This is a genomic window from Nocardioides mangrovi, from assembly GCF_020073815.1.
GTDB lineage: Bacteria > Actinomycetota > Actinomycetes > Propionibacteriales > Nocardioidaceae > Nocardioides > Nocardioides mangrovi.
Window position 1 is genome coordinate 969,824 of record NZ_JAIQZJ010000001.1, and the last position, 12,744, is coordinate 982,567.

14 protein-coding genes are annotated in these 12,744 nt (G+C 73.1%); 2 read left to right on the plus strand and 12 right to left on the minus strand.

The features are described from left to right. Positions 1–47: 47 nt before the first annotated feature. Entirely contained in the window at positions 48–521 is a 474-nt protein-coding gene (locus K8U61_RS04700) for a MarR family winged helix-turn-helix transcriptional regulator (RefSeq protein WP_224121802.1), read from the plus strand. Between the two features lie 22 nt (positions 522–543). On the opposite strand, the gene K8U61_RS04705 is transcribed toward K8U61_RS04700, so the two are convergent. From K8U61_RS04705 to K8U61_RS04725, 5 genes are all read right to left on the minus strand, one after another. Beyond that, entirely contained in the window at positions 544–1,182 is a 639-nt protein-coding gene (locus K8U61_RS04705) for an IclR family transcriptional regulator (RefSeq protein WP_224121803.1), read from the minus strand. Between the two features lie 18 nt (positions 1,183–1,200). Then, positions 1,201–2,880 (minus strand): DEAD/DEAH box helicase, encoded by a 1,680-nt coding sequence (locus tag K8U61_RS04710; RefSeq protein WP_372454191.1) that lies wholly within the window; start codon positions 2,878–2,880, stop codon positions 1,201–1,203. 104 nt (positions 2,881–2,984) lie between these two features. Continuing rightward, positions 2,985–3,248: a DUF3039 domain-containing protein gene (locus tag K8U61_RS04715; RefSeq protein ID WP_224121931.1), complete on the minus strand. Its 264-nt coding sequence runs from the start codon at positions 3,246–3,248 to the stop codon at positions 2,985–2,987. A 35-nt stretch (positions 3,249–3,283) separates the two neighbouring features. After that, positions 3,284–3,841 carry a YqgE/AlgH family protein gene (locus K8U61_RS04720; RefSeq protein ID WP_224121805.1) on the minus strand — a complete coding sequence of 186 codons (558 nt, stop codon included), beginning with the start codon at positions 3,839–3,841 and terminating at the stop codon, positions 3,284–3,286. Between the two features lie 115 nt (positions 3,842–3,956). Beyond that, positions 3,957–4,481, minus strand: coding sequence for a hypothetical protein (locus K8U61_RS04725; protein ID WP_224121806.1), 525 nt, complete (start codon positions 4,479–4,481; stop codon positions 3,957–3,959). Between the two features lie 145 nt (positions 4,482–4,626). Here K8U61_RS04725 and K8U61_RS04730 point away from each other — a divergent pair, with 145 nt between their 5' ends. Then, a complete protein-coding gene (locus tag K8U61_RS04730; protein WP_224121807.1) occupies positions 4,627–5,346 on the plus strand; it encodes a TetR/AcrR family transcriptional regulator in 720 nt (239 codons plus the stop codon). Between the two features lie 3 nt (positions 5,347–5,349). On the opposite strand, the gene K8U61_RS04735 is transcribed toward K8U61_RS04730, so the two are convergent. The 7 genes from K8U61_RS04735 to K8U61_RS04765 form a co-directional block, all read right to left on the minus strand. Next, positions 5,350–6,375 (minus strand): DUF3048 domain-containing protein, encoded by a 1,026-nt coding sequence (locus K8U61_RS04735; RefSeq protein ID WP_224121808.1) that lies wholly within the window; start codon positions 6,373–6,375, stop codon positions 5,350–5,352. A 118-nt stretch (positions 6,376–6,493) separates the two neighbouring features. Continuing rightward, positions 6,494–7,261, minus strand: coding sequence for an SDR family NAD(P)-dependent oxidoreductase (locus K8U61_RS04740; RefSeq protein ID WP_224121809.1), 768 nt, complete (start codon positions 7,259–7,261; stop codon positions 6,494–6,496). A gap of 64 nt (positions 7,262–7,325) precedes the next feature. Beyond that, positions 7,326–7,730 (minus strand): HIT family protein, encoded by a 405-nt coding sequence (locus K8U61_RS04745; RefSeq protein WP_224121810.1) that lies wholly within the window; start codon positions 7,728–7,730, stop codon positions 7,326–7,328. Next, entirely contained in the window at positions 7,727–7,978 is a 252-nt protein-coding gene (locus K8U61_RS04750; RefSeq protein WP_224121811.1) for a hypothetical protein, read from the minus strand. Before K8U61_RS04750 ends, K8U61_RS04745 begins: the two co-directional genes overlap by 4 nt. A 198-nt stretch (positions 7,979–8,176) precedes the next feature. Further along, positions 8,177–9,559, minus strand: coding sequence for an invasin domain 3-containing protein (locus K8U61_RS04755; RefSeq protein WP_224121812.1), 1,383 nt, complete (start codon positions 9,557–9,559; stop codon positions 8,177–8,179). 59 nt (positions 9,560–9,618) lie between these two features. Continuing rightward, complete coding sequence (locus K8U61_RS04760) at positions 9,619–11,136, minus strand: PP2C family protein-serine/threonine phosphatase (protein ID WP_224121813.1); 1,518 nt, start codon at positions 11,134–11,136, stop codon at positions 9,619–9,621. 17 nt (positions 11,137–11,153) lie between these two features. Beyond that, positions 11,154–12,740, minus strand: coding sequence for a LamG domain-containing protein (locus K8U61_RS04765; RefSeq protein WP_224121814.1), 1,587 nt, complete (start codon positions 12,738–12,740; stop codon positions 11,154–11,156). Between the last annotated feature and the right edge of the window lie 4 nt (positions 12,741–12,744).

Consider the following 12,744-nt stretch of genomic DNA (forward strand, 5'->3'; position numbering starts at 1 on the left):
CACGGTAAACCGGTCGACTTGAATGTTCAAGTCAGTACGCTGGAGAGATGACCGACGCGCCCTGGCTGGACGATGACCAGCTGCGCGACTGGAAGTCGCTGATCGGGCTCGTGATGACGCTCCCCGCGGCGCTGGACGCCCAGCTCAAGCGCGACACCGGGCTGAACATGTTCGAGTACCACGTGCTCGCCGCCCTCTCCGATGCCCCGCACGGCGCGCTGCCGATGAGCGACCTCTCCGTCCTCGCCCAGGGCTCCCCCTCCCGGCTCTCCCACGCGGTGACCCGGCTGGAGAACGCCGGCTGGGTCGAGCGCCGGGCGTGCGTCGAGGCCGGCCGGCGTACGGCGGCCCACCTGACACCCGCCGGCCGCCGCAAGATCGAGGAGGCGGCCCCGAGCCACGTGCGCGAGGCCCGCCGGCTCGTCGTCGACCGGCTCGGCCCCGAGCAGCTGGCCGCGCTCGGTGCCGCCGCGCGGTCGGTCGTCGAGGCGGTCGACGCCCCCTCCTGCACCGAGTGCTGAGGGCGCCGAGAGCGCCGAGCGGCTAGGCCAGGCGCTCGGCGAGCTCGGCCGCGGCCCGGGCGACCGCGGGCCCGACGGCAGCGGTGTCGATCTCCGGGTCCACGGTGACGATGCCGACGGAGGCCTCGAGGGCGGGGACGCCGCGCACCGGCGCGGCCAGGCCGCGGGCGCCGGCCTGGAGCTCGCCGGTGGTCGCGACGTACGGCGTGGGGTCGCCGTCGCGGGCGAGCAGGATCGCCTTGCCGGCCGCACCCTGGCTGAGCAGGTGCCGCGCGCCGACCCGGTAGCCCACGTGGAAGTCGGTCCAGGACGGCTCGACCACCGCGACGGCCAGCGCCTCGTCGCCGTCGGCGACCGTGAGGTGCGCGGTGGCGCCGACCTCCTCGGCCAGCCGCCGCAGCACGGGCGTGGCCACGTCGCGCAGCACCGGCTGCACCGCGGTCGCGAGCTGGAGCACGCCGAGGCCGATCCGCAGCCGGCCGCGGTCGTCGCGTCGGACCAGCGCGTGGGTCTCCAGCGTGCTCACCAGCCGGTGCACGATCGTGCGGTTGACCTCGAGCAGCGTCGCGAGCTCGGTGACGGTCAGCCCGTCCGGGGTCGCGGCGAGCACGTCGAGCACGCGCAGCCCACGGTCGAGCGTCTGCGAGGTCTCACCGGCCACCCGGAGACCCTAGCGAGGTCAGGAGCTCTTCCGGGTCGCCCACTCGCGCAACCGGTCGATCCGCGTCATCAGCTGGTCGCTCGTCGCGACCGCCGCGGCCGGGCCGCCGCACTCCTTGCGCAGCGCCGCGTGGGTGACACCGTGCGGCTGGCCGGTGCGGTGGTACCAGGCGGCGACCAGGCCGTTGAGCTCCCGCCGCAGCACCGCCAGCTGCTCGTGGGTGGAGACCTCGGCCAGGGAGTCGGCGGCCTCCTCGATGCGGGTCGCCTTCTGCTTCTTGGCCCGCTCGCTCTGCCGGCTATGCAGCAGCTCGCGCACCTGGTCGGGCTCGAGCAGGCCGGGGATCCCGAGGAAGTCCATCTCCTCCTCCGACCCGACGTGCACCTCGCCCGCGTGGCCGAACTCGCCGCCGTCGTAGAGCACCCGGTCGAAGCGCGCCTCCGAGCCGAGCGCCTCGAAGGAGAACTCGAGCTCGTCCGAGGCGCCCTCCCCGGCGTTGGCCTGGGCGAGCAGGTCGTTCTCGGCGGCGAAGATGTCGCCGTCGTCGTTGACCTTGCGGCCGAGCACGTGGTCGCGCTGGACCTCCATCTCGGAGGCGAAGCCGAGGAGGCTCGGCACCGACGGCAGGAAGATCGACGCCATCTCGCCGCGGGTCCGCGCTCGCACGAAGCGGCCGACGGCCTGGGCGAAGAAGAGCGGGGTCGAGGTCGTCGTCGCGTAGACGCCGACCGCCAGGCGCGGGACGTCGACGCCCTCGGACACCATCCGGACCGCGACCATCCAGCGCTTGTCGTTGGCGCTGAAGTCGCTGATCTTCTTCGACGCGGCCTTCTCGTCGGAGAGCACCACGGTGGCGCTCTCCCCCGACACCGTCTTGAGGATCTTGGCGTAGGCGCGAGCGGAGTCCTGGTCGGTGGCGATCACCAGGCCGCCCGCGTCCGGCACGTGGCGGCGGACCTCGGAGAGCCGCTTGTCCGCGGCCGCGAGCACCGACGGGATCCACGAGCCACCCGGGTCGAGCGCGGTGCGCAGCGCCTGGTTGGTGAGGTCCTTGGTGAGCGGCTCGCCCAGCCGCGCGGCGATCTCGTCGCCGGCGCGGGTGCGCCAGGTCATCTCGCCCGAGTAGGCCATGAAGAGCACCGGGCGGACGACGTGGTCCGACAGGGCGTGCGCGTAGCCGTAGGTGTAGTCGGCGACCGAGGTCGGCACGCCGTTGTCGCCGGGCGCGTAGGTGACGAACGGGATCGGGTTGATGTCGGAGCGGAAGGGGGTGCCGGTCAGCGCGAGCCGCCGGGTCGCGGGCTCGAAGGCCTCGCGCACGCCCTCGCCCCACGACAGCGCGTCGCCGGCGTGGTGCACCTCGTCGAGGATGACCAGGGTCTTGAAGCGCTCGGTGCGGATCCGCATCGCGAGCGGGTTGACGGCGACGCCGGCGTACGTCACGGCGATGCCGACGAAGTCCTGCGAGGTCTTGCCCTTGCCGGCGGAGTACGTCGGGTCGATCGGGATGCCGGCCCGGGCCGCGGCCTCGGCCCACTGGAGCTTGAGGTGCTCGGTCGGCGCGACGATCGTGACCCGGTCGACGACCCGGCGGCCGAGCAGCTCCGCGGCCACCGACAGCGCGAAGGTCGTCTTGCCGGCGCCGGGAGTCGCGACCGCGAGGAAGTCGCGCGGGTGAGAGTCGAAGTACTGCTTCATCGCGGCCGACTGCCACGCGCGCAGCGAGGTCGCCGTGCCCCAGGCGGCCCGCTCCGGCCAGGCAGGACTGAGCGCGTTCGGCTGCGGGCCGGGGTCCGGCCCGGTCACTCGTCGGAGCCGCTGTTGTCGCCGGCGTCGTCCTTGAGGGACTCCCAGACTTCCTTGCACTCCGGGCACACGGGGAACTTCTCCGGCGCCCGGCTCGGCACCCACACCTTGCCGCAGAGGGCGACGACGGGGGTGCCCATCACCATCGCCTCGGTGAGCTTGTCCTTCTCCACGTAGTGGGAGAAGCGCTCGTGGTCACCCTCGTCGGTCGGGACGGTACGGCGGTCCTCGCGGACGTCCGTGTCTGTCGAGAAGCCGATGGTGGTCACGGACCCAAGGGTACGTGACTTCGGGGTCAGTTGAGCTCGGGGTCGAACGGGCGTGTGGAGTGCCACGCCATCTCCCCCGGCTGGCGGCGGAGCACATCGCGCCACAGCTCGGCCGGGTCGTCGCGGAACGCGTCGGCGGCCTCGGCGGGGACGACGTACCAGCTGCCCTCCTCGATCTCGCCGTCGAGCTGGGCGGCACCCCAGCCCGCGTAGCCGGCGAAGATGCGCAGGCCGGCGAGGCTGCCCTCGAGCAGCTCGACCGGGGTGTCGAGGTCGACCAGCCCGAGCGCGCCCTCGACCGCGCGGAAGCCGACGGGGACGTCGGCCGCGTCGCGCAGCACGGCGACGGCGAGCGCGCCCTCCGGGCCGACCGGGCCACCCTGGAAGAGGACGTCCGGCTCGTCGACCGCGCCGGCCCAGGCGTCGAGCACGTCGCCGACGCGGATCACGGAGGGCCGGTTGAGCACCACGCCGAGCGCGCCCTGGTCGTCGACGTCGAGGAGCAGCACGACGGTGTCGACGAAGTTGGGGTCGAGCAGGGCAGGCGTCGCCACGAGCAGCATCCCGGCTCGCGCCTCGGTCATGTCCCCATCATCGCGCATGCCCGGGTGCTCGAGACGCACGACAGCCCCGGCCCGACGCGGGAGGGGGGAGTGGCGTCGGACCGGGGCTGCCTGGCCGGTGGTGCTGGTCGGTGGGTCAGGCCGCGAGCGCGGCCTTCAGGCGACCCAGGAGGGTGCGGGCCTCGGGCTCCTCGGGAGCCGGGGCGCCGACGTACGTCGCGCGGGCCTGCTCCTCGATCGCGGCGCCGACGCGCGCAGCGGCGGCGTCGGGGACGCTCACACGGCCGGCCATCATGGCCAGCAGGATGTGCTCCTTGGCGGCCGACTTCTCCATGGCCACCGCGATCTCGGGCGTGGCCGGGGTCGCGCGCTGGCGGTCGACGATCGCGAGGACGCCGGGGAGCTCGTCGGCGGTCGCCTGCCAGGCGGCGACGACCGCGCTCTCGAGGTCGAGCGGCTGGAGCATCAGCTCGCGCTCGATCCGGCCGGCCAGGCGGGTGTGCCACCGGAGCTGGAGGGCGCCGAGCAGGCTGAGCTCGTCGGGGAAGGTCTCGTGGACGCCGGGCACGTCGAGCGGCAGGAGGCCGTCGCGGCGGCGGTTGGCACTGGCGATGGCGTCGCGGAGGATCTCTCCGCGACGGTGGAAGGACGTCCAGGTCATGGTGTGCTCCTTCGATGAACGGGTGCATCGCGGTCACATACCGCGAGTACGTACCCACGGTATGCAGCCATACCGACGGTATGCAAGAAACCCCCCGGTGATCCGAGTCACCCGTACCGACGGTCGGTATTAGGCTCGCCCCCTGATGAGCAAAGGCGTGAGCAAGCCCTCGGTGTCCAAGCTGGTGCCCCGCGGCGTCCCGGTCCCGGGAGCGAGCCGCCGCCAGCAGTACTCCGCCTCGACGAAGCGGGCGCTGGTCGACGTGGCCGAGCAGCTCTTCACCGACAACGGGTACGCCGCGACCTCGCTGGACACGATCGTGGCCGGCGCGCGGGTCACCAAGGGCGCGCTCTACCACCACTTCAGCGGCAAGCAGGCGCTCTTCGAGGCGGTCTTCGAGCGGGTCGAGGGCGACGCCTCACGCGCCATCCAGAAGGCGCTCAAGGGCAAGAAGGACCCGTGGGAGAAGGCCATCGCCGGCCTCCGCGCCTTCCTCGAGGTGGTCCAGGAGGCCCGCTACCGCCGGATCGTGATCCAGGAGGGCCCCTCGGTCCTCGGCTACGAGCGCTACCGCGAGCAGGAGGAGCGCTCGACCTTCGCCAACGTGCTCGACATCGTCAGCTCCGTGCTCGAGGCCGGCGAGTGGGACCTCGACAAGGACCTGCAGCAGACCTTCGCCCGGATCTTCTTCGGCGCGATGTCGTCGGCCGGCGAGTCCGTCTCGAGCGCGCCCGACCCCGTCCAGGCGGCCGCGAACGTCGAGATCGCGATCGGCTTCATCCTCGAGGGCTTCCGCGTGCTCGCCGAGACCGGCGTGGAGCTGCCGGTCGTCGACGCGCTCGCGGAGGAGCCCGTCGAGGAGTGAGCCCTACTTCGTGTAGGTGACGTTGCCGTTGGCGGCCGGGACCAGCTCGATCCAGGTGTGGCCGGCGGGCACCGTCAGCTTGCCGGCCTTCGTGGACAGCGAGATCGGCGAGTCGAGGTCGGACTTGGACCAGGTGCCGCGGACCAGCTTGCCGCCGTGGAAGATCATCGCCTGGCCCTTGCCCACGAGCTTGGTCTCGGGCACCGGGTTGCCGGCCGGGTCGAGGTAGCCGGCGTCACCGACCTGCACGCGCAGCACGAGCACCGTGTCGGCCGGGAACTGGTCGTCCGGCGCGGCGTTGGAGTCGTCGTTGGTGTAGGTCTTGCCGTTGTAGGTCCAGTTGGTGGTGTGACCGCCGCCGAAGGAGGCCGCGATCTTGGTGGCCGCCTGGCCGTCCGGGAAGTCGTCGTCCGAGCCCCACGGCAGGTAGTCGGCCGGACGCGCGGCGTCCGTCTCGGCGGTCTTCGCGACCGTCTGGAGGTTCGCGAAGACGTTGTACGGCGCGCTGCGCGTGGTGTCGCGCGAGAGGCCGGCCGACCCCTCGGGGTAGTAGGTGATGCCGGCGGCCTTGATGATCTGGATGGTCTTGAAGGCCGCGCCGCTGGTCACGACCGAGGCGTCGACCGGAGAGACGATCCCGACGTCGCTGGCGCGCATCGACCGCACCGGGCCGACCCGCTCGGGCAGCTGGGAGTAGAAGAACGCCGCGAGCCGGGTCAGGCCGCCCTCGACCAGCTCCTCGACGACGAGGTCGGCCTCGCCGAGGCCGGCCTGCGGCGAGCTCGCCTCGGTGTTGTCGATCTTGGTCACCAGCACCGGGTGGGTCTGGCTCGCGCTCTCGTCGCCGGTGACCGGCAGCCCCGTGAGCGGCCAGTCCGAGGCGATCTCGTCGCCGCCGGCGACGCTCTGCGCCGCGGGCGTCTGGTCGTCGGAGGAGTCGGAACCGCCGCCGCAGCCGGCGAGCACGAGGCTCGAGGCGACGAGGACAGCTGCCAGAGATCGGGGGTACCGCAGGTGGGCACGGCGCACGACATCGCTCCGTTTCGTGAAACTCATGTGACTTGGTCGACTTCCAGTGTGCAGCCGCGATGGTCGCACGTGGGGAGGCGCGCCCGTGAATCCGGGCGCGCCTCCTGACGCGGGTGCGCTACCCGAGCTTGGCGCCGCCGTCGACGTACAGCGTCTGGCCGGTGACGTACGACGCCTCGTCGCTGCACAGGAACGCGGCCGCGGCCGCGATGTCCTCGGGGTAGCCCACGCGACGCACGGGGTTGGCCTCGGCGTTCATCTTGCGGAAGTCGTCGATGTCGATGCCGAGCCGGGCGGCGGTCGCGTCGGTCATCTCGGTGGCGATGAAGCCGGGGGCGATCGCATTGGCGTTGACGCCGAAGGGGCCGAGCTCGATGCCGAGGGTGCGGGTGAAGCCCTGGATCCCCATCTTGGCCGCGGAGTAGTTGGCCTGGCCGCGGTTGCCGAGCGCGGAGACGCTCGAGAGGTTGAGGATCTTGCCGTACTTCTGGGCGACGAAGTGCTTCTGCGCGGCCCGGGTCATCAGGAACGCACCGCGGAGGTGGACGTTCATGACGAGGTCCCAGTCGTCGTCGGTCATCTTGAAGAGCAGGTTGTCGCGGGTGATGCCGGCGTTGTTGACCAGCACGTGGATGCCGCCGAGCTCGGAGACGACCCGCTCGACCGCGGCCTCGGCGGAGGCGGCGTCGCTGACGTCGCAGCCGATCCCGATCGCCGTCGCGCCGTCGGTCAGCGGCAGCCTGCCCGCTGCCTCGGCCGCCTGGGACTCGTCGAGGTCGAGGATCGCCACCGAGGCGCCCTCCTCGGCGAACCGCGTCGCGGTGCCGAAGCCGATCCCGCGCGCTGCTCCGGTGACGACGACGATCCGCCCGTCATAACGACCCATCGATGCTGCTCCCGTTCTCGTGTCGGTGCTCGTGCTGGTAGTGGCTACCCCACAGTAGGGCAGGTCACAGCACGGCCCGGAGGCGGTCGGCGTACTCCGCGCTCTCGCCCTCGGCGTACGACGTGCGCGGCCAGAAGAAGCCGCGCAGCCCGTCGCCCTTGGTCCGGGGCACGACGTGGAGGTGCAGGTGGGCCACCGACTGGCTGACCACGTTGTTCATGGCCACGAAGCTGCCCTGGGCGCCGAGTCCGTCGACGACCGCGGTGGCGAGCCGCTGCGCGGCCTCGAGGAAGGGGTCGCGGAGCGCTGCCGGCAGGTCGGGCAGCGTCACCACGTGCTCGCGCGGGACCAGCAGGACGTGCCCCTTGAAGACCGGGCGACGGTCCAGGAAAGCGACCACGTCGGGCTCGTCGAGGACGACGTCGGCCGGCACGTCGCCGGCGACGATGTCGCAGAAGACGCAGCTCACGCCCGGCGCCCCACGCCGCCCTGGAGGAGGCCGAGCAGCACGAAGGGCAGGAGGCACGCGGCCGTGAAGCTCCACGCGGTGAGGCCGGACCAGGGGTCGGAGAGCACGAGGTTCATGCCCACTCCCCCGATCACGGCGCCGACGACGCCGACCAGGACCGTCAGCAGCGGCGCCGGGTCGTCCGGGCCGTGCCGCAGCACCCGCGCGAGCACGCCGAGGATGACGCCGGCGATGAGGAACGCGACCATGGCGGCACCCTAGTGTCCTGAGTCGGAAGTTCATGCGCACTGCGCGTGCTCAGCGTGTGTGCATCGCAAGGCGCCGGAGCGAAGCTCTACCCGGTCGTCCAGCGAGCGACGGCAACGCAGCGAGGTGCGTGCGATGTGTGCGCGAAGCGCACACGAACTTCTGATTCAGGACACGCGACACGTTCCGGTGTGGGGACCTCAGTCGCAGTAGCGGCGGCAGCGATCGGGAGCGACCGCGGCGCGGGCGTAGCTGCCGACGTAGTCGAAGTGCTGGGTGTCGCCGAGGCCGTAGGTCCAGCGCAGGCCGTGGCGCGCCATCACCTCGACCACGGCGTGGGTGGAGGACCGCCAGGCCACGCGCGGGTGCGAGTGCGACTGCCACCAGGTGTTGGGCACCGTGCCCTGGGCGGAGCGGTAGGGGTTCTCCCAGGTGTTGACGTCGAGCGAGCGTCCCCACGAGTGCGGCGAGCGCGTGCCCGGGCGGCCGGTGACGTCGCGGCAGTTGAACGCCGAGGTGTTGCCGGCGGCCATCGACGCGTAGTCGTCGCCACCCCGGGAGCGGGCGCCCCAGCCGAACCGGTCGACCCGGTACATCGCGCGGATCGGGAGGTCCCGCCGGTACATCTCGGCGAGCGCGCCGCCCATCGCGCGGGCGGCGTCGGCGTTGGCGACCAGCTCGCCGCGGCGGCGGTAGCCGCTGTAGTCCCAGTAGTTGACGCGGACCAGGCGCAGCTGGCTGCGGCCGACCGGGCAGCCCCGGTGCCAGGAGATCCCGGTCATCTGCCGCCAGATCCGGGCCGGGATCCGGCTGACCACGAGGTGCGCGCCGGTGCCGACGGCGTGCGACTGTGCGGGGAGGCTACGGCGCGGGCGCGGGGCGGCCTTCGGGAGCCGCACCGGCGTCCCCGGCGGTCGGTTGTCGATGCGGTGCACCGCGCTGCGGTCGCCGCGGACCCAGGGCAGGTCGGCCGCGCGAGCCTGCCAGCGGGTGTCGGTGCGCGGCCGCAGCGTGACCCGGGCGGTCCCGTCGCCGCCGGTGCGGACGGTCCGGGCGAGCCGCCAGCCCTGGGGCACCTTGCGGAAGAGGCGCACCGGTCCGGCGACCGGGTCGTCGTTGCCGGCCCGCCAGCGCACCACGAGGGTGACCTTCTGCTCGTCGACGACGCGGTGCGGGCCGGTGAGGCGGAGGGTGCTCGACCGCTTCGCCAGCGGCATCGTGGTCTCGTCGGAGGCGGCGGCGTGCGTCTCGTCGCCGGCGTACGACGCGGAGACGTGGTTGAGGTCGGGATCCCGGTCGGCGGTGAGCTCGGTGGCGGCCGTGCCGTCGTCGCCGGTGGTGACGACCTGGACCTGGTCGACACCGTCCGCCGGCCTCTCGAGCCGGACCTCGGCGCCGGCGACCGGCTGGCCGCCCGCATCGGTGAGCGTCACGGTGACGGTGCTGTGCGCCCCGGCGTACGCCCGGGTCGCCCCGACGGCGAGCGTCGTCGGCGCCGGCTCCGCGGCACCGGCCGGCGAGCCGAGACCGAGGGTGAGCGCCAGGAGCGCGACGAACAGGACCACCCGAGACGTGGACGACATGCGGGGCAGTCTGCCCCAGGCCCCGCCGCCGAACCTCGCCGACCGTGCGCGGCCGCCGCCTACCCCGGGCGGACGGCGAGGATCGTGACGTCGTCGCGGGTGGCGTGCTCGTGGTCGCGCACCTCCGAGCGGACGGCCCGGACGAGGTCGTCGACCGGGAGCGTGCCGGCGCGTCGTACGGCGTCGCGCACGCCCGCGTCGCCGAACTCCCGGCCCGCGTCGTCGCGAGCCTCCAGGACGCCGTCGGAGAAGGCGATGAGGAGGTCGCCGGGGCCGAACGGGACCTCGCGGACCTCCCAGGTCGCGTCGTCGAGGACGGCGCTGACCAGCGGTCCGGTGGGATCGAGGAGGGTCGCCCCGAGCAGCGGCGGCGGGTGGCCGGCGTTGACGTAGGAGAGGGTCTGCGTCTCGAGGTCGACGATCGCGACGACCAGGGTCACGAAGGTCTCCGGCGTCTCGTCCAGCAGGCCGCGGGCCACCGCCGCGACGTCCGCGAGGTGCCCGCGGTCCAGCGCCGTCTCGATCGCGATCTTGAGCCGGAGCCCGACCAGCGCTGCCGCCGGCCCGTGACCGGACACGTCGCCGAGCACCACGGCCACGCGGTGCTCGTCCAGCTCGACGACGTCGAGGAAGTCGCCGGCCAGCACTCCCTCCGCGGAGGCGATGTCACCCGCGACCGCCAGGTCCTGGCGGCGCAGCGGGCGCGGTGCGAGCGCGGCCTGGAGGGCGGCCACCGCGGGCTCGCCCAGCTCGAGCGCCTCGGCCGCGCGTCGCGAGGCGTCGAGCTCGTCGAGCTCGTCGAGCAGGTGGCGGCGCATGGTGTCGACGTCGTCGCCGACCTCGACCACCTCGCGCGGGCCGGTCGCACTGACCGACTGGTCGAGGCGACCGCCGGCCACCGCACGACTCTGCCGGCCGAGCACCGCGAGCGCCCGGAGCAGGGTGCGGTTGAACGCCGCCGCGCCGAGCAGGGTGGTGCCGAGGAAGGCGAGCACGGTCAGGGCGAGCAGGAAGGAGAGCCGCCGGAGCAGGCTGTCGGCGCGGTGGGTCGCCGCGAGCTGCTCGGCCGCGATCTGGTTGTCCGCCGCCGCGTGGGCGGCGCGGACCTGGTCGAAGAGCTCACGGCCGGTGCCGGTGGCGACCAGGTCGGAGGCCCGGCCGAGGTCGCCGCTGCGGGCGGCGGCCAGCTCCGGTCGGACGGCCTGTCGGAGCCACTGCTCGTGCGCGGCGTCCATGACCTGCACCAGCCGCCACACCGACGGGGACACCTGCTCACGCAGCAGCGCGAGGTCCTCGTCGATCTGAGGTCCGGCGGCGTCGTACGGCGCGAGGAACTCGTCGCGCCCGGTCAGGATGAAGCCGCGCTCGCCGGTCTCCTGGTCGACGTAGAGCGCGAGGACGCCGCCGAGCTCGACCCGGGCCGGGTTGAGCTCGTCCTCGATCCGGTCCTGCACGTCGACGAACTGGGCGACGGTGACGGTCAGCAGGATCCCGACGGCGATGCTGAGCAGGGCGACCACGGCGGCCACGCCGCGGACGACGGTGCGCGCCGAGTAGGTCGCGCCCGCCCCTGCCACCCCCGCATTCAAGCAGGTCAGCAGGCGGCCGGTACGCGCTTCGAGGCCAGGTGCTTGCTGCTGACGGTCGCCTGCCCGGTCGACGCCGGGAAGCCCCGCTGCCAGTCGGAGATGAGGCTCGTCTGGTCCATCTCCTCGTCGCCGTCCCCCAGCAGCGACAGCCGCAGGGTCATCGGCACGCCGGGGACGGCGTCGCGGTCGACGACCGAGCCGACGGCCGCGCCGTTGAGAAACCAGGTGAGGTGGTCGCCGGTGACCTCGACGGCGACGTTGTAGGCGTTGGCGAGCGGGGTGTAGCGCGCTCGCGCGGTGCCGGACCAGGTGGTCCGGCCGGAGCGGACGCCGTAGTGCACCTGCCGGGAGAACGGCGAGATGCTCGCGATGGTGACGTTGTGGGCGCCGCAGTCGTAGTCCGACGCCTTGGCGGGGACCAGCTCGGCGAGGACCTGGTAGGCGTTCCCACCGCGCTCGAAGGCGTTGCGGATGCGCAGGCTGGTCTCCCAGCGGCCGGAGGTCATCGCGTTGCCGGTCATCGTGGCCGTGGTGGTGCCGAAGTCGCCGGGGCCGGGTCCGGAGTAGCGCTTGCTCTCGAGGTCGAGGCCGCCGTTGTACTTCGCGACCCGGCCGGTGCCCGTCGAGCGGTCGACCCAGCTGCCGTGGAGGTCCGTGCCCCGCGACGGCGGGCTGGAGAGGGACTGGCCGTACTCCCAGGCGAAGTCGAAGACCGACGGGTACCACGCGTGCGCCTGGCTGGCGGTCTGCGGCTGGGCACCCAGTCGCGGGGTCGTCGTCGTCCGGGCGGCGGCCGTCGATGCGCGTCGGCCGGGCGGGTGGCTGACGGCGTACGACTCCTGCGCGTGCTGCCCGACGAGCACGTAGAGCGGGAAGGACTGGGTCCAGCCGATCCGGTTGCCGCGCACGGTGTAGTCCTCGGCGCGGACCCGGTAGACCGTGGTGCCGGCGCGGCCGGGGAGACCCGTGAAGCGGCCCGAGCCGTCGCTGCGCACCTTCGCGTGGGCGACCGTGCGCCACCTCCCGGCCTTGCCCACGCGCTTCTGGAGGGTGAGGTGGCGGCCGCGGAAGACCGGGAGGTCGGCCGAGTCGGAGGCGCGGACGAGGTCGTCGGGGGTGGTGTCGACCGTGATCCCGTAGGGCTCGCCGGCCGCGACCAGCGCCGGCAGGCCGGTGGTGCTCAGCGCCTGGCCGGTGACGCCGATCGTGAGGTCCTGGGTCTTCGCACTGAAGGTGTGCGCCGGGGTCGCCCGGCCGCCGCCGACGACGCGGTAGCTGATCCCGAACATGCTCGGCGCCTGGTAGTGGAAGGAGAAGCTGCCGTCCGCGCGGGACTTCGCGTGGAAGCCCTCGACGGTGTCCCAGACGCCGCCGACGACGCTGCCCATGTTGAACTGCAGCTGCAGCGGGCGTACGCCGCGCCTGCCGAGGGTGCCGGTCCAGGTGAGCCGCTGGCCTCCGACGTACACGCCCGGCGAGACGTCGAGGCGCGCCGGGTGCGGCCGGGCGGCGGTCGCCACGGGTACCGACGGTCCGATGGTCGTGACGAGGCCGGCCAGCAGCGCAGCGATCCCGAGAAGCGCAGTCTTCACCCCG

Excerpts from the sequence above, each read along its gene's own strand:
- K8U61_RS04700 (WP_224121802.1), top strand. The coding sequence starts at position 48 with ATGACCGACGCGCCCTGGCTGGACGATGACCAGCTGCGCGACTGGAAG.
- K8U61_RS04710 (WP_372454191.1), bottom strand. The coding sequence starts at position 2,880 with ATGAAGCAGTACTTCGACTCTCACCCGCGCGACTTCCTCGCGGTCGCG.
- K8U61_RS04720 (WP_224121805.1), bottom strand. The coding sequence starts at position 3,841 with ATGACCGAGGCGCGAGCCGGGATGCTGCTCGTGGCGACGCCTGCCCTG.
- K8U61_RS04725 (WP_224121806.1), bottom strand. The coding sequence starts at position 4,481 with ATGACCTGGACGTCCTTCCACCGTCGCGGAGAGATCCTCCGCGACGCC.
- K8U61_RS04730 (WP_224121807.1), top strand. The coding sequence starts at position 4,627 with ATGAGCAAAGGCGTGAGCAAGCCCTCGGTGTCCAAGCTGGTGCCCCGC.
- K8U61_RS04740 (WP_224121809.1), bottom strand. The coding sequence starts at position 7,261 with ATGGGTCGTTATGACGGGCGGATCGTCGTCGTCACCGGAGCAGCGCGC.
- K8U61_RS04750 (WP_224121811.1), bottom strand. The coding sequence starts at position 7,978 with ATGGTCGCGTTCCTCATCGCCGGCGTCATCCTCGGCGTGCTCGCGCGG.
- K8U61_RS04755 (WP_224121812.1), bottom strand. The coding sequence starts at position 9,559 with ATGTCGTCCACGTCTCGGGTGGTCCTGTTCGTCGCGCTCCTGGCGCTC.